Source organism: Trichocoleus sp. FACHB-6, assembly GCF_014695815.1.
GTDB lineage: Bacteria > Cyanobacteriota > Cyanobacteriia > Cyanobacteriales > FACHB-T130 > Funiculus > Funiculus sociatus.
This window is the reverse complement of sequence record NZ_JACJOY010000047.1, coordinates 30,316-52,229: the sequence shown is the minus strand read 5'-3', so window position 1 is coordinate 52,229 and position 21,914 is coordinate 30,316. Positions and strand designations below refer to the sequence as shown.

At 45.9% G+C, this 21,914-nt stretch carries 19 protein-coding genes and 1 pseudogene; 10 read left to right on the top strand and 10 right to left on the bottom strand.

The window, feature by feature from the left end:
* Positions 1-74: pseudogene (locus tag H6F66_RS29270) on the bottom strand (IS1 family transposase); the annotation flags it as partial.
* A 138-nt stretch (positions 75-212) separates the two neighbouring features.
* Between H6F66_RS29270 and H6F66_RS08805 the strand changes: the two are divergent.
* On the top strand, positions 213-1,958 hold the full coding sequence (locus H6F66_RS08805) for a hypothetical protein (protein WP_190420302.1): 1,746 nt from the start codon (positions 213-215) through the stop codon (positions 1,956-1,958).
* Positions 1,958-2,083, top strand: coding sequence for a hypothetical protein (locus H6F66_RS28845; protein WP_277873853.1), 126 nt, complete (start codon positions 1,958-1,960; stop codon positions 2,081-2,083). Before H6F66_RS08805 ends, H6F66_RS28845 begins: the two co-directional genes overlap by 1 nt.
* A gap of 157 nt (positions 2,084-2,240) precedes the next feature.
* Here the strand turns inward: H6F66_RS28845 and H6F66_RS08800 are convergent, their stop codons facing one another.
* The 3 genes from H6F66_RS08800 to H6F66_RS08790 form a co-directional block, all read right to left on the bottom strand.
* Positions 2,241-3,098, bottom strand: coding sequence for a tetratricopeptide repeat protein (locus tag H6F66_RS08800; protein ID WP_190420300.1), 858 nt, complete (start codon positions 3,096-3,098; stop codon positions 2,241-2,243).
* A 191-nt stretch (positions 3,099-3,289) separates the two neighbouring features.
* A complete protein-coding gene (acs, locus tag H6F66_RS08795; RefSeq protein ID WP_190420298.1) occupies positions 3,290-5,263 on the bottom strand; it encodes an acetate--CoA ligase in 1,974 nt (657 codons plus the stop codon).
* Between the two features lie 131 nt (positions 5,264-5,394).
* Positions 5,395-7,068, bottom strand: a complete 1,674-nt coding sequence (locus H6F66_RS08790) for an alpha/beta hydrolase (protein WP_190420296.1) — start codon at positions 7,066-7,068, stop codon at positions 5,395-5,397.
* Here H6F66_RS08790 and H6F66_RS08785 point away from each other — a divergent pair.
* Positions 7,055-7,201 carry a hypothetical protein gene (locus tag H6F66_RS08785; protein WP_190420294.1) on the top strand — a complete coding sequence of 49 codons (147 nt, stop codon included), beginning with the start codon at positions 7,055-7,057 and terminating at the stop codon, positions 7,199-7,201. The two genes, H6F66_RS08790 and H6F66_RS08785, sit on opposite strands and share 14 nt — an antisense overlap.
* A gap of 197 nt (positions 7,202-7,398) precedes the next feature.
* Here H6F66_RS08785 and H6F66_RS08780 read toward each other — a convergent pair whose 3' ends face one another.
* On the bottom strand, positions 7,399-8,889 hold the full coding sequence (locus tag H6F66_RS08780) for a pentapeptide repeat-containing protein (RefSeq protein ID WP_242019083.1): 1,491 nt from the start codon (positions 8,887-8,889) through the stop codon (positions 7,399-7,401).
* Between the two features lie 75 nt (positions 8,890-8,964).
* Between H6F66_RS08780 and H6F66_RS08775 the strand changes: the two genes are divergently transcribed.
* Complete coding sequence (locus tag H6F66_RS08775; protein ID WP_190420292.1) at positions 8,965-9,150, top strand: hypothetical protein; 186 nt, start codon at positions 8,965-8,967, stop codon at positions 9,148-9,150.
* 178 nt (positions 9,151-9,328) lie between these two features.
* Here the strand turns inward: H6F66_RS08775 and H6F66_RS08770 are convergent, their stop codons facing one another.
* Positions 9,329-9,490, bottom strand: coding sequence for a hypothetical protein (locus H6F66_RS08770; RefSeq protein ID WP_190420290.1), 162 nt, complete (start codon positions 9,488-9,490; stop codon positions 9,329-9,331).
* Positions 9,468-10,223, bottom strand: a complete 756-nt coding sequence (locus H6F66_RS08765) for a Uma2 family endonuclease (protein ID WP_190420316.1) — start codon at positions 10,221-10,223, stop codon at positions 9,468-9,470. The genes H6F66_RS08770 and H6F66_RS08765 overlap by 23 nt, the downstream gene beginning before the upstream one ends.
* Positions 10,224-10,347: 124 nt before the next feature.
* Between H6F66_RS08765 and H6F66_RS08760 the strand changes: the two genes are divergently transcribed.
* Positions 10,348-11,637 (top strand): FGGY-family carbohydrate kinase, encoded by a 1,290-nt coding sequence (locus H6F66_RS08760; RefSeq protein ID WP_190420288.1) that lies wholly within the window; start codon positions 10,348-10,350, stop codon positions 11,635-11,637.
* Between the two features lie 142 nt (positions 11,638-11,779).
* Here H6F66_RS08760 and pcrA read toward each other — a convergent pair whose 3' ends face one another.
* Positions 11,780-14,101 (bottom strand): DNA helicase PcrA, encoded by a 2,322-nt coding sequence (pcrA, locus tag H6F66_RS08755; protein ID WP_190420286.1) that lies wholly within the window; start codon positions 14,099-14,101, stop codon positions 11,780-11,782.
* Between the two features lie 241 nt (positions 14,102-14,342).
* On the opposite strand from pcrA, the gene H6F66_RS08750 reads away from it, so the two are divergent.
* The gene (locus tag H6F66_RS08750) at positions 14,343-15,071 is read left to right on the top strand and encodes a winged helix-turn-helix domain-containing protein (protein WP_190420314.1); all 729 of its coding nucleotides are present in this window, start codon (positions 14,343-14,345) and stop codon (positions 15,069-15,071) included.
* 84 nt (positions 15,072-15,155) lie between these two features.
* Here the strand turns inward: H6F66_RS08750 and H6F66_RS08745 are convergent, their stop codons facing one another.
* Positions 15,156-15,995, bottom strand: coding sequence for a fatty acid desaturase (locus H6F66_RS08745; protein WP_190420284.1), 840 nt, complete (start codon positions 15,993-15,995; stop codon positions 15,156-15,158).
* Between the two features lie 188 nt (positions 15,996-16,183).
* On the opposite strand from H6F66_RS08745, the gene H6F66_RS08740 reads away from it, so the two are divergent.
* The 3 genes from H6F66_RS08740 (at position 16,184) to msrA (ending at position 20,248) form a co-directional block, all read left to right on the top strand.
* Positions 16,184-17,410, top strand: coding sequence for a TetR/AcrR family transcriptional regulator (locus H6F66_RS08740; protein ID WP_190420282.1), 1,227 nt, complete (start codon positions 16,184-16,186; stop codon positions 17,408-17,410).
* A gap of 176 nt (positions 17,411-17,586) precedes the next feature.
* Positions 17,587-19,332 (top strand): pseudouridine synthase, encoded by a 1,746-nt coding sequence (locus tag H6F66_RS08735; RefSeq protein WP_190420280.1) that lies wholly within the window; start codon positions 17,587-17,589, stop codon positions 19,330-19,332.
* Between the two features lie 436 nt (positions 19,333-19,768).
* On the top strand, positions 19,769-20,248 hold the full coding sequence (msrA, locus tag H6F66_RS08730) for a peptide-methionine (S)-S-oxide reductase MsrA (protein WP_190420278.1): 480 nt from the start codon (positions 19,769-19,771) through the stop codon (positions 20,246-20,248).
* A gap of 221 nt (positions 20,249-20,469) precedes the next feature.
* Here msrA and H6F66_RS08725 read toward each other — a convergent pair whose 3' ends face one another.
* The gene (locus H6F66_RS08725) at positions 20,470-21,492 is read right to left on the bottom strand and encodes a spore photoproduct lyase family protein (RefSeq protein WP_190420312.1); all 1,023 of its coding nucleotides are present in this window, start codon (positions 21,490-21,492) and stop codon (positions 20,470-20,472) included.
* Between the two features lie 233 nt (positions 21,493-21,725).
* On the opposite strand from H6F66_RS08725, the gene H6F66_RS08720 reads away from it, so the two are divergent.
* Positions 21,726-21,881: a hypothetical protein gene (locus H6F66_RS08720; RefSeq protein ID WP_190420276.1), complete on the top strand. Its 156-nt coding sequence runs from the start codon at positions 21,726-21,728 to the stop codon at positions 21,879-21,881.
* The last annotated feature ends 33 nt before the right edge of the window (positions 21,882-21,914 follow it).

Sequence of the window (21,914 nt, the reverse complement as noted above, 5' to 3'; positions counted from 1 at the left end):
CAGATGTAATTTTGCTTACCCCTTCTCTTGCCGTTCTTACGGATGTGAGTGGATTGACAGTCTGGGCATTGCATCAAAACCAACCCTAATTCATCCCTCCATTATGCAACGCCCTTGTGTCGATCCCTGGTGGTGGAAAAGATGGAGAGCCGCTTGTTATCACCTATGGCGAGATGAACACCTTGGCGGACTATTACGGAAATCTCGACACGATGAAAACCGCCGATCCCAAAGTCCGTTGGACACTCATTCAAAGTGTTCGTCAAGAAACCTTCTTCCGGTTAAAGGATATTTATAACCAGTTAAAAGGCAGCCTCACAGACACAGAAAAGACAGATAAAAATGTGCAGGATGCTGAGACGATGATGGAAAACAACGAACGTGTAAATCCAAAAGTGAAGGACAAATTAAACTACAAATTTAAGGACGCAATTTTGCAAGATTACATCAGTGGTGTGCCTGGACAGATCAATTTGCTGACGGTTACTGGTTCAGGTGCTAAAGGCAATACAAATGAATATGGCGCAACCTTGGCACGAAATGCTTGTCACTTTGTACCTGAAAGTTGGCACGCTTGGGCAGGCTATCACCAACAAGCAAGGGAAGCTGCTAAAAAAGCGTGGGACTTCCAGCAAAGCGCTGAAACAGCCAAAGAAGCAGCTGCGACAATCTATGGAGTGTTGTCAAGTAGTGGTGAGGAGCAAACAGATTCTCAAGCGGAATATCACAAGAACATAGAAGAGGCAGAAAAAGCTGAACAAGCTGCTAAAGAAGCTGCGAATGAAGCACTGCTCAACAATGGTTTTGGGGATCACTATCTGCAAGATTCTTATGCTGCGGGTCACATGATCAACAAAACACAAATTATGCAATGGTTTGTTCAATGGCTTGACACTCAGTCGTGGACAATGGATTTTGCTTCAGCCGAAACATGGCATAAAATTCAACAAATTGCTTATAAACAGCCAGGTTTAGCAGCTTCAATCTACGATAAGAGCCAAGTGCAGGGAGCTGATGCGACTCAAACAACGAATCGAGCGAAAAACCCTCAAGCAGTCGAGGATATTAAAAAAGACGATTGGAAAGTTAGATTTGATGCTCTAGGCTTGCAGGTTCCAGCATCGCTTCAAACTCCCGGTAGCCCTGAAAGAACATTGATGGAATGGTGGCAAACACACGCTATGTCGAATACAGCGGCACTTGAACAAACTCAGGCAAGCCTGCTTAGCAATAGTCCTCTTAAAGACGCAACTAACCTAAACAGTGCGCTTACAAACTTAGTGAACGATAGGATTGTAAGGTTTGACAAAAAGACATTTGGGGCAGATAAATATATACTTCCCACCGAGTATATGCCGAAGGATCAAGAGAAGTTCAAGTCTGCACTGGCAGCAAGTAAGGGCGATGCAACTACGCCTGGCGATGATACACAATATCAACGTATGGCTGCCGCAGTCACCTATCAAGACTATCTTGAATTCCTGAACAATGCTTACCTCCAGAAATCAACAAACGCTCTGCATAATGTATTCTGTGAAAATGGTATAAAAGTTTACGATGGAGCGAGTAATCAGTTATTTAGGGTTTATGGTGATGATGCAATGTTTAACAAGGACAGTGCCATTGGAGTGAAACACTCAGGTGAGACGGCAAATATGTCACGGGATGCGATTCGCAACATCATTAAGCTTGGAAATGATGGCGGTATAACAACTCAGAATATCCTTACCCGTCTTCCTAATTCCGTGCAACCAGATGGAGCGTCCGCGCCTGTTGACATTGCAACTTGGCATCATCCTACAAGGCAAGACCAACTGAAGGCTTATTGTGAAAAAACTGTGTTTCCTTCAATGGGCATTGCAGACAAATTTGTTGCCCTGAAGGGTAGCGCGTCGAGTGGTATGTCAAACTTCATTAGCAAAGACAAAGAAAAAGTACATGGTTCGGAGGCTTTCTGATGAAATCCTGCGTTGTCTGCGGTGGAGGCGATCGCGCAAATCGAAAGTTAGCTGTAAGCGATCGCCTCCTATCGATTACGCTTCTTCTCGGAGTTTATCCAACACGCCCCGATCCTCTAACGTAGAGGTGTCGCCGGAGACTTCTTGACCGGAAGCGAGATTCCGCAATAACCGCCGCATAATCTTACCGGAGTGAGTTGTGAGTAAGGAATCAGTGAAGCGAATTTCACCGGGACGGGCGATCGCGCTCCTTAAATTCTAATTCAGCGTTGCGCTACTCTACTATCCACTCATCCGCTGCAAAAGCGAATCGACTTGGTTAACTTCGTAAGGCTGACGCTGTTGTGTATATAGTTTTTTGGCTTTTTCTAGGGAAGCGATCGCATCTTCCCGCTTACCTTGTTGCCACAGCGCTTGTCCCAGATTTTTTAGCGCATCAGCATAGTCAGGATTAATCGAAAGCGCCTGCTGATACTCTGCAATGGCTTCTTCCCATCGACCTTGGGTTGCTCTGACAACTCCAATAGCCTTATGAGCCACAGCATGACGAGGATTGAGGCGAATCGCTTGCTGATATATAATTACGGCTGCTTCTGATTTGCCTTGACGATAAAGTTCATTCCCTGACTGGTAATACTGACTAGCGTCATTTGGGTGCATTTCTATGAGTTTGCTAAAGACTACCTCTGCCTCAGACAATTTGTTGGCACTGTAGAGGTTACTCCATTGCTGCATTAGCTGCCGCACTTCTTCTGCCCGTTTTCGTGCTTGTTCCTCTCGCTGTCTTTGTCTCGCCTCTTCTCTCGCCTTTTGTTCCTGCCGCAATCTCTCACAATCTTGCTGTTCTAGATCCGTGCGCGGTCTGTATCGGCGCTCTCGCTCTCCCCCTCCTCCTATCTTTATAACTAGCTTGATGTCGTCACCAGTTCGGCAGGGTCTTGGAGGACGGTGATCAATAGTCCCGTCCTTGAAGACAGGAGGGTGAGGGTTAGAGAAAACTGATTGATCTATTGTTGTATCGCCTGGTAATATCGGTTCAGCCAACACTATAGGGGATATGCCGATTCCCGCAAGGATGCCTAGACTGATGCAGGTAAGCGGTTGAATAAATGCTGGCTTCAAGTGGCTTTTTAGCTTCATAAAAATCTATGCCAAAATAGTCCACCTTAAAGATAGTTTAATTGTAAAGTAGGCAATGTCTACCAACACTTTTTTTAACGCAAAGGTACGCAGTAAGGGCGGGTTTAAAATCCGCCCTTACCCCAAAGGTTCGCCAAGGAAATTCTCGGCAAAACTCTGCGTTTACCTTGACGTACCTTTGCGTTAAAAAATTACCCTTCTTCTCGGAGTTTATCCAACACGCCACGATCCTCTAGAGTAGAGGTGTCGCCGGAGACTTCTTGACCAGAAGCAAGATTCCGCAACAGTCGCCGCATAATCTTACCGGAGCGAGTTTTGGGTAAGGAGTCGGTGAAGCGAATTTCGCCGGGACGCGCGATCGCGCCGATCTCCGCGACAACGTGTTTTTTGAGTTCTTTACTCAGTTCCTCACTGGGGCTATACGTACCCTCTAAAGTAACAAAGGCTACTACTTCTTCCCCTTTGAGTTCATCCGGCTTACCCACTACCGCAGCTTCCGCAACGGCAGGGTGAGAAACTAAAGCGGATTCCACTTCCATTGTACCTAAGCGGTGTCCGGACACATTTAGCACATCGTCCACCCGTCCCATCACCCAGAAGTAACCATCCTCATCGCGTCTGGCACCATCTCCAGCAAAGTAGACGTACTGCCCATCTTTCGGGGGAATGTGTTCCCAGTAGGTGCGACGGAAGCGATCGGGGTCGCCGTAGACGGTTCGCATCATCCCAGGCCAAGGATGCTTAATTACTAGATAGCCGCCTTCGTTGTTGGGAACTGTGTTGCCTTCCAAATCCACGACATCAGCAAGGATTCCTGGGAAGGGAAGAGTCGCAGAACCAGGTTTGGTGGGAATTGCCCCAGGTAGGGGCGTAATCATAATGCCAGCAGTCTCAGTTTGCCACCAGGTATCGACAATCGGACACTTTTCACCACCAATAACGCGGTGATACCACATCCACGCTTCCGGGTTAATGGGTTCGCCTACCGTTCCCAGCAATCGCAGCGAAGAGAGATTTCTGGCGTTGGGTAAGTCTTCACCCATCTTGATGAAAGCGCGAATTGCAGTTGGTGCGGTATAAAAAACGTTGACACCGTGCTTTTCAATCACATCCCAAAAACAACCGGGATTTGAGGCACGCGGCGCACCTTCGTACATTACGGTGGTGGCACCGTTGGACAAGGGGCCATACACAATGTAGCTGTGTCCGGTAATCCAGCCTACGTCAGCGGTACACCAATAGACATCGGTATCTTGAAGGTCAAAGATCCACTTGGTGGTCATGTGGGTGTAGAGGTTATAACCAGCAGTGGTATGCACAACGCCTTTTGGTTTGCCGGTGCTGCCGCTGGTGTAGAGGATGAACAGCAAATCTTCGCTATCCATCGGTTCGGCGGGGCAATCGGCTGAAACAGTGGGCTGCATCTGATGCCACCAATGGTCTCGTCCTCCCACCTGCATATAAATTTCTTGTCCGGTGCGCTTGACAACTAGGACGTTTTGCACACTGGGGACAGCGCCATCGGCTAAAGCTTTATCAACTTGTTCCTTGAGGGGAACGATTGCATCTTTGCGCCAACCGCCGTCAGCGGTAATCACCACCTTGGCTTGTCCGTCGATTAAGCGATCGCGCAAAGCTTCGGCACTAAAACCGCCAAAAACGACGCTGTGGGCTGCACCAATTCTGGCACAAGCTAACATCGCGATCGCGGCTTCCGGAATCATCGGCATATAAATCCCGACGCGATCGCCTTTTTCTACCCCTAACTGTTTCAAAGCATTGGCAAATTGACAAACTTCCCGGTGCAACTGGGCATAAGTTAAAGTGCGCGAGTCCCCCGGTTCCCCTTCCCAAATCAAAGCGGCTTTGTTCTTGCGCCAAGTAGTTAAATGCCTATCCAAGCAGTTGTAGGAAATATTTGTTTTTCCCCCAACAAACCACTTAGCAAAAGGTGGTTGCCAATCTAACACAGTGTCCCATTTCTGGAACCAGTGCAACTCTTGATCTGCTAATTCTGCCCAAAACTTCTGCGGATCGGCTTTAGCGCGATCGCAAAGTTGCTGATACTCCTCTAAGCTCTTTATATGGGCTTTTTGTGAAAATTCAGCAGGCGGATTGAATAGGCGTTTTTCTTGCAGGATTGATTCTATCGTTGGCTGAGACATAGTTTTCGCAATTACTTCTCCAAACCATTCTGAACGCAGATTCGCCAGAAATAATTTTGAGTTTCATTAAGAAAAGCGAATCGTCTTCAGCCTAAGATAAGCGGATGGCAAAGGTGTTATCGGTGTCTTATTTACAGCCGCGCCCCAGTTACCTGTCCAAACGGCATTGGCTTACCATCTTCGGGAACATCATCAATTTCAATGCGGAAAGTGCCCTGGAAGCCACTTCCGCCGATCTCGAACTCCCAGCCACCGTCCTTTTTCTCCATCGGTTTGTCATCCGCCGAAAATCGCTCATCGGTGTGCAAGTATAGCGTCCCGTAAGGCTTCTCTTGGGTTGGCAGCAAGGCGCGGATATAGTATTGCTGGCGGAAAATCACGTTGTCTGAGAAACCGATACCAAACAGGTCGCGTTCGCCAACGTAAAAGTCTAACCGCATTACCATGTCTTTAGTGGTGATGCTCCTGTCCTTGATAATCGGTGTAGTGTCGAGGTAGCCTTCCCAGATTAGCTTGTTGTTATCTGCCCAAGGAAAGCCGAGTTTTTGATTTTCTTCCCGAAAGTCAATATTTTTGTCTTGAGGGTCAACCTCGCTAAAGGGGCCATAGCAGTTTTCCGCTTCTTTACTCTGATGGAAAAGGTCGAAGTCCACGCGACGCGGCTTGATGGAAACGCCCAGAAAAAATTCACTTTTCCCGAAGAAATCTTTACCACGGGTGACTTTCCCCTTCACAAAGCGCAAACGCGATCGCACATTTCCAAAAAAGAAGCGGGTTGCCACTTCAAACGCTTCTCGTGAAGTGATTAGCGAGTCGTCACCTCCGTGGCACTTGTGGACAAAGGTGCGTGGTGCGCCCGGAATTTGTGCCGCAGTTTGTTTGACTAAACCATCGCTGCGATTGTAGTTTGACCCATACTCACCCGCCGATGGGAATAAGCGGTTTAGTTTAGATGCGATCGCGCTGTCGTAGGTGCGGTAGTTCGTACCAACCACCGTTAGCAGTCGTTCTAGGGGAAAATATCTATGAAAATTAACGAAAGCCTCATTTTTTGCCCGGTTTTTTTGAAACTCAGGATTAAAATGCTCTATCTCTTCTTCCGCACTAATGTTGATCCAATTTTTGATAATTTGGAAAGAGATGCCTTGGTGCGGCGTGCCGAGAGTAACGACTTTGTTGATGTATTCTTCCGCTGATGAATCAGATTTCTTTATCCTGGGATAGGTGCGTTGAATTGCCTCGCGCACAATGAGTCCACCCATAGAATGGGCGATTATATTTACCTTTGTTTTGATGCTTTCTTTTTGCGCTGTAAGTTCCCGAATAAAGTCAATTAATCGAACCAAGGCTTCACCATATATGTTGAATTTCCGGTCATCTAAGTCGTAGTAACGGAAAACCCAAAGGGTATGTAAAGGGTCATTCATAGTTTCCAGCAGGTGTAGCGCCATGCCTGGATCGATAATGACTTTGTTGCCGGAAAAGTAGCCCAAATCTTTTAAACGCATGAATTTTTCCACGATATCCTTATCGGTGGAACGCTTAAGTTTCTCAGGCATCAACGGTTCATAGGAATAGGGTTTGCCATAGTACCCGACGACATTTGTAGCGTCTTGGTAGTTCCAGTTTGATTTTATGAACCGCAGAATTAGTCCTTCGTAGATGTAATTCTCACCTTGTTTTTGAGGGTAGACAGTACCGACGTTAAATCTCTGGTAGGTGTCTTTTTTCTCATCCGAAACATCGAGTCCGCCAAAACCTCGAATCAAAATTAGCGGTAGGGGACGGCGTGTGGGTTCAGACATTGTTACCTCTGCTGTGCATCGCAATTTATATAAAGCACTGTTATATACCAATTGGCGTATCAGCACTCCGGAATTGTTTGCAGATGTTAATAACAGCGATCGCTACTTCGGTAACAATTTTAATAATCCGTAATGAGTAATCAAAAGGAAAAAGTGAATAATTGTTTAAAAGAGCCTTTTGCTGCCTGCCTTTTTCTAGCGAAGCCATGCGCGTTAACGCTATAGCATATGACGAGTTATATAGCAGGCTTCGGTGCTCTCGAAAATTGAAATCGAGGCGATAAGCTAAGAGCTTTCGTTTCGCTACACACTTCTTTTTCACCAGCTATTTCAAGATATCGGCATTACCCATTCTTGAGTTGTACCATCAGGCATAGTTGCCCCTTGAAGCTGTGTTCTCAACATATCTGACGGGTGCAGTTTTGCTCCTTTTAAGTTCGCTCCACTAAAGGAAGCATCACACAAGTTGGCTCCACACAAATCGGCTTGGGCTAAGTTAGCTCCCCGAAGACAAGCATCACACAAATTTGTTTTGCGGAGATCAGCTTGAGTTAAGTTTGCGCCCTCAAGGGATGCTTGATAGAAGTTTGCTCCACGCAGATCCGCAGCAATTAAGTCGGCTGCATCTAATTTAGCACTATGCAGTCTTGCTCCTCTGAGGTTAACTCTACTCAGATTTGCATATTTCAAGTTAACTCCTTCTAAGCATAGATCGCTTAAATCTGCGTCCGCTAAGTTAGCCCCCGTAAAATCCCTTTCTCCAGCTTCATATCGCTTCACAAGTTCTTCAGCGTCTATAGCTGTAACTCGATTTTTTTTTAAAGAAGGGTTATCAGTTTCTAGATTTATATCAGATGTACCATTCGGGTTATTTTCCCGACTAATTACTTGCGGTTCTATCAATTCCAGCGATTGATGTTCTATTACTTCTTGACTTAATTCGGGGGGATTTTCAGTTTCCTGATTTATAGGTAAATTTTCAGTTTCCAGGTTTATATCGGATTCCCCATCCGAGGTATTTACCTGATTAATTAATCGCGTTTCTATCAACTCTGGCGATTGATGTTCTATTGCTTGTTGACTTAATTCGGGGGGATTTTCAGTTTCCGCATTTATATCGGATGCGCCATTCTGAATACTTTTTCCATTAATTAGTTGCGTTTCTATCAACTCCACTGGCAGATTTTTACTACCTGTAACTAGACTATTTTCTAGTGAAGAGTTGGAATCCGGATTAATTACTGGCGTTTGTGGGGAAGGGGGTAGTTGATTGAGGCGCTGATGCAGCTTGGCGATTCTTTGGGATAGTTGCGCGTTAGCGTTGCTTAAAGAAGTTATCGCATCCCGCAAACTTTCCTGCTGCTGTACCTGATTCTGCTCGTTAAACTGCTGGGTTAGAGTTGCCAATTGCTCTTTCATCGGTGCAATGGATTGCTCTAAGAAATCGAGCTGCGGTTGTAGATTCTGCATTGCCAAAACTAAATGCTCTATACCTTCAGTTTGCTGCGGATTTGGGGCATTTTGATTCAGGTTTTGCATTGCAATTTTTAATTCTTCAACCTGCTTCTCTATAAAGTCTTTTACTTTTGAAACTCTGGCGAGACTTTGGCGAGTCAGCCGATCTAACCGATAACGGTTATATATATTCAGTCCCATTAATGGAATCAGCGGTATAGCAGCCCAGATAATTTCATCAAAAATTAAGGCTACGAATGAGACGATTACAAAAAATACCAACAATCCCAATTCGACATTCTCTAGTAGATTGCGTTTGTGCCTTTTATGGCTAGGAGCCGATAAGAAGAAGTCCCTGATATTCATGTTCAGCTTAGTTAAGGGTATCTATCGGAAAGCAGCGCCAATGATGCTAAAGAACGAAAACGCGATTTGTATAATATGAAATTCTACCTCAATATGGATGGCGACACCTCTGACACACGGACTGTATTAATTAATTCAAATGGTACTATTCAATTCGAGACACGTTATCACTTTGAAGCGTCGCCGTCCGATTTCGCTGCCAGCTTAGGGCAAATTTACCAGAATTACGGCGGGAAGTACAAGCGATCGCATCCTCCATAACATTAGCCAAAACTTGCTAGACGCGATCGCTTTGCACAGTATTTCCGCTTGTTTAACCGATGAACAGCTCAGGAGCAACATGAAAGAAATCTCCTAGAACCTCAGCCTGTCTTCGGCTAATACTTCGTTTGCCATTGATAACTTCTGAAGTAACATCTGAAAATTCAAAATATACTTACTAAATCGAATTCTTTGAGCTACGCGCTTCCATTAAATGTTTGAGAGCCGTTTGAGGAGTTGAGGCGTTAAGTAGATAAGGTGGATGCGATCGCTCAGTCGTACTCGCAAACGTGAAGATGCGATCGCGCTCCACAACATTAACCAAGATCGTCCAAGTCAATATTTAACTCGCGCAGTTTCGCCGCCAGTCGTTCAGCACGCTCCTCTGCTAACCTAGCTCGTTCTTGGGCGGCCGCGGCTTCAGCTTGAGCGGTGGCGGCTTCTTGTTGGGCGGCCGCATTTTCCTCTTCGGGAGTGGGAATCATCTCTCCCGACTGTGTAAACCACCGTAACCAAATCCGGTTAACACCTTTATAAGTACCCTGCCACAAGCCAAAACTTAGCCCCAGTTCTGGAACTGGATACAGTCCCTCGTCATGTGGTGTCATAGGTTCGTAATGACCGCCAACCAAGTGAAACGGTTGCAACTCATTCGTGTAGCGACTGAAAATAATGTAATAAGGAACACGCAGAATTTGCTCGTAAACTTGCCATTTAGTCGGCGGTTTCCCTGGCTGTTGCACAGTCCGACCTAAATCTTCATCTTCTGTACTGGGGGACAATAACTCTACTATTACAAATGGGCTAACCAGTTCTTGCCATAATACATAACTCATTCGCAGGTCAAAACCTTCGTAGAGTCGGGAAACTCCTACAACGGCAAACCAATCTGGGCGTTTGTACCAGTTGGTGTGGTTAAGATTGTAGTAAATGTGTAAGTCAGTAGCAGTTAATATCTCGTCAAAGTCATAGTTAGATGGCTTGAAGGTATCATCTAAAATATCTGGCTGATAACCGTGATACTGATCTGGCAAACGCTCTTCCTCTGGATCTTCGCTTGGTAGATCGTACATCGTCGGCAATGTTTGCCGAGGCGAAAGGGGTGGATCTATTTGAGGGATTTGACGAGTGGTGTTAGTCACGACCAATATTTAATGCGTATATAGTACAGGATATCAAGCAGGATGAGAGCGGGTTATGAATCTCTACCTCGGCTTAGACTTCGGCACTTCTGGCGCACGGGCTATAGTAATTGACGCGGATGGTAATATCCATGCTGAGGCGCAATATCTTTTTGAAGCGGCGGCTGATTTAGCTGCAAGTTGGGAGAAGGCTTTATTTTCCCTGATTTCGCAAATTTCTGTGCAGGTACGAAGGGAAATAAAAGCGATCGCGCTCAACGGAACTTCTTCTACTGTAATCTTATGCGATCGCGCTGGCAATCCTGTTGTTGAACCTATCCTCTACAACGATGCGCGGGGGGTGGAAATGATGGAGAAGTTGAAGAAAATTGCCCCCCCAAATCACACAGTATTAAGCGCTACTTCCAGCCTGGCGAAACTTCTCTGGTATCTAAAAGCGCTCCCACCTGACCAAAGGGAAAACAGAAAAACTTATTTCTTGCATCAGGCGGATTGGTTGGCATTTTTGTTACATGGGAAACTAGGAATTAGCGATTATCACAATGCCTTGAAATTGGGTTACGATGTCGGAAACTTGTGTTATCCTGAATGGTTGGAAAATCTGCAATTACCAGTTTATCTTCCCAAAGTTCTTGCTCCTGATACACCTGTTGCTGAAATAAAACCTGAGATTGCTACTAACTTTGAATTCCCGAAAGATTGTGCGGTGTGTGCTGGCACAACGGATAGTATTGCGGCGTTTCTCGCCAGTGGTGCTAAGTCTCCTGGCGAAGCTAGTACCTCGCTAGGTTCTACTCTGGTGCTGAAGTTGTTGAGTCACACTCGTGTTGATGATGCGCGATACGGAATTTACAGTCATCGACTAGGAGATTTGTGGTTGGTTGGCGGTGCGTCTAATACTGGTGGTGCGGTGCTGCGAAAATTTTTTACTGATGCGGAGTTAGAAAGTCTTAGCTGTCAGATTGATGCGGAGAAAGAAAGTTTACTTGATTATTATCCGTTATTAAAAGAAGGCGATCGCTTCCCTATTAATGACCCCCATTTACCACCAAAACTAGAACCGCGTCCAGATAATCCAGTAGAATTTCTGCATGGTTTGTTGGAAAGCATTGCCCGAATTGAAGCACGGGGTTATCAATTATTACAACAGTTAGGTAGCACACAGTTGAGTGGAGTTTATACCGCTGGGGGTGGTGCGAAAAATTCTGTTTGGACTGCAATTCGTGCGCGTTATCTTCAGGTACCGATTGTTACACCGATTCATTCTGAAGCTGCTTATGGTAGTGCGCTTTTAGCTAGGGGTATAAATATGAACCGCCCAGGCGCGGAGGGCGCGGAGGAATGAACCGCGTTAGCGGATGTATATTTATAGCGTTTCTCGGTTGGGTGGAATATATTGCAGTTGTTTTGTTTTCGCAACGTTGGTAAAGACATGGCAATGCCATGTCCCTACAAATGTATTGCACCCAACCCTTGAATTGCTATAGCTACTCGACTCTTTGCAGTTTGGCAATTTTGGGATCGATGATTTTTTGCCCGACGCTTGGGAATTTGATTGCTACAGAGATTTTGTTTCCTTGTCCGAAAATGTGGGTGATGTTACCAACGCCAAAGGCTGAGTGAAGAACGCGATCGCCTACTTTCCAATTATGATTACCATTGGTTGTCGGCGTTTGGGATTTTGCCGGTGCGGTTGTGCGATTAACTTTTGTTATTCCACTTAGTAATTCTTTGGGCAACTCTTTGAGAAATTGCGAACTAACAGCAGGTTCGCGGGAACCCCATAGCCGACGTTCGCTGGCATGGGTGAGATACAATCTTTCTTGAGCGCGGGTGATGCCGACATAACACAAACGTCGTTCTTCTTCTAGTTGCGCTGGGTCGTTTAAGGTGCGCGTATGGGGTAGTAATCCCTGTTCCATTCCTACTAAAAAAACTACTGGGAATTCTAGCCCTTTGGCAGAGTGCAATGTCATCATAGAAAGGCGCGATTCTCCTTCTTTCAAATCATCTAAGTCAGAAGATAAGGAAGCATTTTGGAGGAAACTTTCTAATTTTGTGTCTTCATTTTCTTGTTCAAATTGTTGCACCGCGTTGAAAAGTTCTTGGACGTTTTCTAATCGGTTTTGCGCTTCATCGGTGCCTTGGGTTTTCAAATCCTGAATATAACCAGAATCTTCCATTATTCCCTGAACAATTTCAGATGCTGGTAGGATTTCTAGTTGGTTCTGCCAGTGGCAAATCATTTCGACAAAACGTGCGATCGCTTTGGCAGCACGTCCAGCTAATGTGTTAACTGAAGTCTCATCCTTGAGGATTTCCCACATCGACACGCCTAACTCTTGGGAAACGCCTGAGATCGCATCTAATGTAGCTTTGCCTATCCCCCGTCGTGGTGTATTAATCACTCGCTGCAAACTAACTGTATCCGCAGGGTTGACAATTAGCCGCAAATATGCAACTGCATCTTTAATTTCTTTCCGGTCGTAGAACTTCAAACCACCGACTATTGTATAAGGTACACCGCCGCGCACCAAGCATTCTTCAAAAGCGCGAGATTGAGCGTTGGTGCGATAAAGTATGGCAAAGCTACCCCAATTTAATTCGGGATTTTGGTGTTCTAGATGGCGAATTTGAGTAACGACAAATTCGGCTTCGGCAATTTCATTGTCGCCTTTGTAACAAAAAATAAGTTCGCCAGCGCCACGTGTTGCTTTCAACACTTTGTCAATGCGCTGAGTATTATTTTCAATCAGTTGATTAGCCGCTTGCAGAATATTTTCTCTGGAACGATAGTTTTCTTCCAGTTTTACCATTGTCCGGGTGTCGTCATCTGGCAAGCCGTCGCCAAAGTTATCCTGAAATTCCAGCAGAATTGTGAAATCTGCCATGCGGAAACTATAAATGGATTGATCCGCATCGCCAACTACAAAAACCGAGCGATCGCGCCAACTCCATTCGCTTTTTTCTGTCTTTCCATCTGTCACTAACAACCGAATCAAATCGTACTGAATTCGGTTAGTATCTTGATATTCATCTACTAGAATATGATGAAACTTGCGGTGCCAGTAACCCAATACTTGCTCGTTTTGCTCAAACAATTTGACTGGAACCATAATCAAATCGTCAAAATCTAGGGCGTTATTTTCTGCAAGTTTATCTTGGTAGAGACTATAAACTTGAGCAATCGTCCGCCCGCGAAAATTCGGTTGTTCAGCGGCAAACTCTTGAGGGGAAAACCCCTGATTTTTGGCGTTGCTGATGGTATAGCGCACCGAACGCGGTTCAAACTTTTTCTCATCCAAGTTTAGTTGTTTGGTGACAATCTCTTTTACCAAACTTTGAGAATCGGAATCGTCAAAAATAGAAAAGTTTCGCGTCCACTTGCGTCCTTTCTCATCCTGATATTTCTCAATATCAAAGCGGAGAATTCGGGAAAAAAGACTGTGAAAGGTACCAATCCACAAATCTTTGATGTAAAGTTTGTAAACACGCGATCGCAACCGGGTTTGTTCATCCGCAGGTAACGCTGACAACGGCTTACCGTATTGCTTCTCCGCTAACTGCGCGGCGAACAGCTTTTCCATCCGTTCCTTCATTTCCCGTGCGGCTTTATTGGTAAAAGTCACCGCCAGGATATTTTCCGGATCTACCCCGTGCTGCAAAATTAGATTAGCAATTCGATAAGTTAGCGCTCGTGTTTTGCCGCTCCCTGCGCCAGCAACGACAAGCAAGGGGCCTTCGTAATGTTCGACGGCGAGGCGTTGACTGGGGTTGAGGTGGCTAAGGAAGTTAGTAGTGGTAGTCATAGTTAGACTGGAGGGATGCGATCGCAAGTGCGCCTTTTCAGCAGACGGGTAGAGTCGCTATTGGCAAGGCTACACTATCGTATCTAAACTCGGTTAAGAACGATTTACTTTTCTAGTTTGTCGGGGTGCAATAGGCTATACACACCAAAATAGCAACGTTATCGGCACTAAACTTGTAGCAGTAGAGGAGGGAAGTGTAATGGTCGAAGATTTTAATCAGCCTAGACCCCATGATTCAGGCATAGCTCCCAAAAAGATTCTTGTGGTTGATGACGATCCTGCTATTCGGAATTTAGTTTATCGCTTTTTAGGTCAGCAAAATTATTTAATGGAATCCGCTGGAGACGGTAAGACTGCTTTGGCAAGGTTTGAACAATTCCAACCTGATTTGGTAATTCTAGATGTAATTTTGCCTGACATTATCGGCTATGAGGTTTGTCAGCAAATGAAAAAAAGCCGCACGGGTACTCTTGTCATGCTGCTGACCGGACTGGCGGATGTAGAACACCAAGTTACAGGATTAGAGTGGGCTGATGCCTATGTTACCAAGCCTTTCCATCTGCGACTACTAGAAAAACAAGTGCAGGCTCTTTTGCGTTTCCTCCAGCCTCCAGTCCATCCTGAGGAACGGAAGCGTTTCGTGTTTGAGAAATTGGTGATTGACCCGGTGAGCCGTGAGGTAACGTTTGACAATCAAATTGTATCGTTAACCGCCTTGGAATTTGATCTGCTGCATTTTTTAGCGAAGCATTCCAAGCAGGCGTTGAGTCGCAAGGATCTGATTAGAGACGTTTGGGGTCATGAATTTGTCGCAGATGAACGGGTTGTTGACGTTCACATCGGTCAAATTCGCCGGAAGCTGGAACCAAATATTAGTAAGCCGATATTTATTCATACCGTCCGGGGTTTTGGCTACAAGTTTGAGCCGCCTAGCCCCACTCAGAATAAAAATGTTCAATTAATGGGATAGTTAAGCAGGCGCGATCGCTTCTCACTGATATTGTGGTGACAGAGAGTGCGATCGCTCAAGAGAAAAACTTCTTAGCTTTTCAGATTATCCTTCTGGTGGCATCACTACTCGTTGTGCCAAACCCAGCTTTTTCAGGATTGTAATCGCCCACCAAGTCATGTCGATTTCCCACCACTGCCATCCTGCCTTCGCCACATTCGGATAAGCATGGTGATTATTGTGCCATCCTTCGCCGTAGGTAAGCAATGCTGCCCACCAAAGATTACGGGAATTGTCCTCAGAGGTGAATGTGCGGTAGCCTGTCATGTGGGTTGCCGAATTAATCAACCAAGTGCTGTGCCACAGTAAAACTGCTCGCACAAATATGCCATAAATTACAAACGACCAACCGCCAAGCAGGTAAAGTAAAAGTCCCAACGGCAGCTGAAGCAGCAAAAAGTTCTTGTTCAGCCAACGGTAAAAGGGATCGCGATCTAAATCTGGAGCTAAGCGCTTGTAAGATTCATAGTCGAAAGTTTCTCCTTGGGGATAAAACAACCACAGCATATGACTCCACCAAAATCCTCGTCGCGCAGAGTAAGGATCTTTGTCCACATCCTCTGTGTGTAGGTGGTGCATCCGGTGTCCAGCCACCCAAAAGATCGGCCCGCCTTGGAGTGCTAACGATCCGATGAAAGTAATTGCATACTCCAGAGGTTTTGGCACCTGCAAGCTGCGGTGCGTTAGCAATCGGTGATAACCCAAACAAATGCCAATGCTACCGAACAGCCAGTGTAAAAAAATCGCTACGGCCAGCGCCGACCAGGAAAAGAACCAAGGTGCTAATAATGCAAGTGCATGAAATGCACCGAAGAACGCCACATTTATCCAAGACAGGGTGCCATATTCACCCCTGTTGGGGGCCGTTTCCGTATTAGAAATCATGAAAATCCTCAAAGGTGACTAAAATCCATCAGCACCATTGAGTACAGCGCTGATTTCTGATTTGCTCTCTTCACTGGCTGTACACTTGCCGGGTCAGCAAGTTACAGTAGAAAGAAGAGATGCAAGTGCTACTTACATTACTTTAACAACTTTTTGCAGTTTGTGCAAGTAACGCTTGCATTGTATTTATGTCAACTCCGCGAAATCCCACCCGGCAACGTTTAATCGATGCCGCATTAAAGCTATTTGCCGCCCAAGGCGTGACGGAAACGACTACCAAACAGATTGCAGAATTAGCAGATGTCAATGAAGTAACCCTGTTTCGTCACTTTGGCAATAAACACGGGCTGCTGTTAGCCGTAATTCAGGAAGCTGCGGTATTTGCCCAGTTAGGTCAAACGCTGGTGCAGCAGGCGGATCAAGCCAGTAGCCTAGAACAAGCGCTCAAAGAGTATGCCGATGCTTGCTTGCAGGCGCTAGAACGAGTGCCAGAAATGGTGCGTTCGGTCGTGGGTGAAGCCGGACAGTACCCAGCCGAGAACCGCGAGGCATTGGGACGCGGCTTTACCCAAGCTAATCGCTATGTGGCGGAATACCTCAAAGCCGTTATTGATGGCGGGCAATTGCAGGCGCACCTGCCCGCCGAAAAACTTGCCAGTTTGCTCAATGGTATGTTGTTAGGATATGCCGTGATTGAGTTCACCAGCGAATTTCACGACCTTTGGCAAGACAGGGAGGATTTTTTAGAAAATCTTGTGACTCTGTTTCTTCAAGGTGCAGTTTCGCCGAACCCGGTCACTCTTTCTCATGCAATTCAACTGGCATCTTTAGCAACTAATAAGATTGCAGATTTGCCTGCCCGACTGGTTCATAGCATTCTGCAAAAGGCTAAAAAGCAGGGTTTGCAGGAGTATGCTTTAGTTTACGTACTGTTCGGTGCCGGATTGACTCCAGCAGAGATTACTCAGTTAGAGCGATCGCATTATATTAGCGATCGCGATCAACAGTTTTTACAAATTACTAAAGGGTTGATTCGCCAAGTTCCCGTCAATCAGTGGATTATGGGGAAGCGCTATGGAACATATCAGAAAAATCCGCTAACACAATGGTTGAGAAGTCGCAAAGATACAGACTCTGCCTTGTTTATCAATGCCGCCCAACAGCCTTTAACTGAAGCCGAAGTTCGCCAACTGTGGCAGGAATTAACAACTGACTTGATTGCACCAGAAGGGCGATCGCCTACTATTGAGCAAGTTCAGCAAACCTGGTGCGTCGAAATGTTAATGCGGGGAATGAATTTAGAAGATATGCAAATTCTAACAGGTTGGGAAAATCGTCAGCTTGAGCCTTATATCCAAAAAGCTAAAGAGAAAGCAGCTTTAGAACAAGCAATTCGCTTAGATCAAAAAAGTTAATTAGCAATAGGCGGTTGAAACCGTAACTACACAAACGAAACCTGCCTACGCAGGTTACAAAACCTTTGATTTTGGGTTAGCCAAGGCAGGCGGACTTGGAATGCAATAGCCTCAGAATGGAATTATCAGGGCTTGGTTCAATTCATATTGGATAAATTTCCATCCGATTACTATTTATGGTGGTTCTGCACACGCTTTCAGATTTCATCGATGGCAACTATGCGATCGCTAACTCATCTCCTAGTTATTGGTATGAAGGGCATTGTCCTCATGGCGAGTTGCTGAGGCTACCGCGCACCCCGATGTCGGAAGCGATCGCTAGAAGTTTAATGCAACACCTTGCCAGGGATGAGAGTTATTCCCGTGAAGGCAAAATGTACGGCATATTACTAATTGAACTACCAAATGGCGAACAACGCATACTCAAAGCATTCTCCGGACTGCTGAATGGTTGCAGTGCAGTTAAAGGCTGGGTACCGCCGATTCCCGGACGAGACGAGTGTGCATTAGCCGAAGCCCGCACATTGGCTCAATTAGACGCTATGAAGCAGGAACTGATTACCCTCAAGCAACTCAAAGAACGGCAAGAGTACGAAACCCTGTATCGCCAGCAGGAGCAGCAGTTGCAAATCTTAAGTGATCGCCATCGAGATTGCAAACACCAACGACAGGAAAAACGTCAGATACTCTGCCAAACGCTGACAGGAGTTGCCCTTACTGTTGCTCTTGAACAACTCGATGAAGAAAGCCGTCGGGAGGGGATTGAGAGGCGAATACTCAAACGCCAGCAAAGTCAAGCATTGCAGCCGCTGAAGCAGTTAATTGAAACAGCCGATGCGCGTCTAAGGGAACTGAAACAACAGCGTAAACAACTGTCCCGCCAACTCCAGGCGCAGATGCACGCTGCTTACAGCCTGACTAATTTTTCTGGGCAATCTTTATCGTTGCAGCAATTGATGCCAGGAGGCTCTATGCCCACCGGGACAGGAGACTGTTGCGCCCCCAAGCTACTGCATTATGCGGCAACGCATGGGCTGAAACCGCTGGCAATGGCGGAGTTTTGGTGGGGATCGTCTCAAGACAAAATCCAGGGAGAGTTCTACGGAGCTTGTTTAGAACGCTGTCAGCCATTGATGGGGTTTCTGCTGTCAGGATTGCCTCAGATGCCCACATATAATGCGGCTATACAAACTAACCCCGCCGGCGCGGACGGGCAAATATCCAAGCCTGGGTCGGCAGATTTAGTCTGTGTAGCTGCACCCTTGAGGTTATCAGCGATTGAGACAACGCTGACGCGATCGCTACCCATTATTTATGAAGACGAATGGCTGATTGCGGTGAACAAACCCCCAGATTTACTATCGGTACCGGGGCGTTATAGCGATCGCCAAGACAGCGTTTTAGCCCGGTTGCGTAATCTGTTACCTGATGGCATGGAGATTACTGCCGCGCATCGGTTGGATCAAGAAACCTCTGGTATTCTCCTACTAGCACGCAATCGCCAAACCCATCGCCAACTAAGTTGTCAGTTTCAGCTGCGACAGGTTCACAAGGTTTATGAAGCTGTACTTTCCGGTTTAGTTACGGCTGACTCTGGCGCGATCGCACTACCCTTGTGGGGAGATCCCAATCGTCGTCCCTATCAGAAAGTCGATGAACAAGGGAAACCCAGCTTGACTCATTTCCGGGTGATGGCGAGGCAAGGATACACCAGGGTGGAGTTTATACCACTAACAGGACGCACCCATCAGATCCGAGTTCATGCTGCTGATGCCAAAGGACTTGGGATGCCTATTTTGGGCGATCGCCTCTATGGATGCCGTGCAGAGGCGAATCGGCTACATCTGCACGCCAAGGAACTTCGCTTTGAGCATCCCCAGTTAAGAGAAACTTTCCACCTACAGACAAAAACGCCATTTTGACGATGGAGCCTTTGAGAAAAGAGCCTTACCAGGAGAAAACATTTCGATTAATCCACGATGACGGAGCCTCTCTACCAGCTTTTATCATCGATTTTAAAGCTTTTATGCAGGGCAACGGTCATTCTACAGAATCAATATAGCAATCCTAAATGATTCGTGAAACCCTGTAGGGACACGGCACTGTCCCTACACCAGGGCGAATACTCGTTCACAACTTAAATAGGATTGCTATAGTAGTTTTATCAAACGAAATTGATAGAAAATTTAGTGCTAACTAGATGGCTCTAGTGATTTGTAGGCAAAAATGTTAAATCTCGATCCAAAGACTCAACCAACATTAGATGTTTAGTTTAATTATTTCTACCTGATTAATATTTCCATGCCTGCGGTAAAGTTAATCAGGCTACAACTATTTTGAACTAGAGAAAAAAGCAGTATGGAAAAAGCCACGTTTGCAGCAGGTTGTTTTTGGAAAGTAGAAGACGCTTTTCGCGCCGTTAAAGGTGTTTCCTCTACATCTGTGGGATATACAGGGGGACATTGGGCTAACCCTTGCTATTTAGACGTGTGTGCCAGGGTTACGGGTCATGCTGAAGCCGTGCAGATTGAATATAACCCAATGCAAGTTAGTTATGAGGAACTGTTGGAGGTATTCTGGAATTGTCATGATCCCACCCAGCTCAACCGACAAGGGCCAGACCGAGGTGAGCAGTACCGTTCTGTGATTTTCTTCCATAGGCCAGAGCAAGAGAAAGCTGCCACAGCTTCTAAGGAAAAGTTACAACAATCGGGCAGCTATGACAAGCAGATTGTGACGCTTCTTCAACCAGCTGGCGAGTTCTACCTAGCAGAGGAATATCATCAGCAATATTTGTCGAAAAAACGGCGAAATTTGAAAGGTTCAGAAGCCTCTTAGCTGGAAAATCAGAATAGTTAATCCCTGTTTTGACGAACTATGTAGTAAATAGCGATACTTTTCGCTTCCTAGCTATCCTCAATAGAGGCTTCACCTCTATTGCAATCCTAATTTATTTATGAACTCTCTTTTTTCTCTTACTCTGAGTCCTCTTTTACCTCAGAGGTTCGTTTAAAAAAGTAGCCTTCACAAATCAAAGAGGATTGCTATACCTTAGCCGCTTATGTCCAGTAGAGAATCTTGGCAACAGGAAAACGCTCAGCAATCTGGCTTTCAAAAAAGCGGCGGAGTTTCTTCATCGTGTCAGCGTCATAAACGTACTTAATCCCACCAAATTTATTACGCTTGACACTGCGGTTTTCTTCATTCATATCCAGCTTGTTATGAGGATACCACTGCATCAGCACCTCCTTCGATCCGGGAGTGAATCGGTGAGAAATTAGCTCAAACGTCAAGTCGCAGTCGAAATCTAAAGCAGCGCTGATATCATCAAACAAGCGAGTGTAGTGCAACTCCCAATCTTCAATTGGCATAATTGGTGCAATCACCAAACCAACCGGATAACCTCCACCTCCTTGAGATTGAGGCAAAGCTAATCGTCGCAATGCTTGCAGCCGGGAACTAACAGATGCGGTACCGCCCTCAAATTTACCGGAAATCAAAGCTGCATTCACGCTGATTCGACAACGAGTGCGACCGTTATGAGGCAAAGAAAGTAACTCAGAAACACCGTCAAACTTGGATACCCAACGTAACTGAGCATTTTCACGATTACCAAAGTAGCGAATGCACTCAGCTAAACTACCTGTAAGATGTTCAATGCCAAGCGGGTCGGTGTAGCAACTTACCTCAAACGTTGTCACCTCAGAAGGACGTTCGTAGCTAACTAAGTTATCTAAAATCTGCGGCAGGTTGGCAAATACTCGAATTACGGGTGGCCCGCTAAGGCTACCTGCTAGATAACAATATTGGCAATGGGCAGGACAACCCTCAGCAATGTGGAACTGCCAATCGGCAGAAGGTGGGATGGGACTGAGTTTGAAGCTGCTTGGAGGTGCGGTTACAACTGCCAGGGTGCGCTTAGAAATGTCGTAAGTTTCGCGCTCATTTTCCCCCCGCAGTCCGGTGAGGCGGTTGCGAGGAAGTTCTTCCACAGGTAGATTGAGCGATCGTACTCGTGATAAAATTTGCTGTCCCCAAGGTTCATCTAGAGCAGCAGGGGTGAATATAACTCGCTCTGGCATCCACAAACGCGCCTTGTGAGTGCTTGGCTCGGATAAAATAACGTCATTGGAAATCGTGGAATTAGCGATCGCAGTTGGTAAGGACAAAACCGATTCTCCACATTCAATCTATCCTTATTGTCGCTCAGTACAAACGGAACCAACAATCATACACACAGCGGATTCCACGCCATTATAGGTAGAGGTTTCCCGATGGATAAGTGCTTGTCACAAGCTACTGACGCTGATTGAAATTGGCAAGCGTACAAGCTCGCTACGAACCCATTGCAGAAGCGTTAGCCAATCAAGCTAAATCTGCTGTCACCCAAGAATCACAATCATCGATTTTGTCAGCTTTTCTTAGCTTCAAAATTTCTCTGTCACCTTTTCCGACAGGTATAGGCAGTTAAAATCTACAAAGTTGTGACTACTCCCTAGAGTCT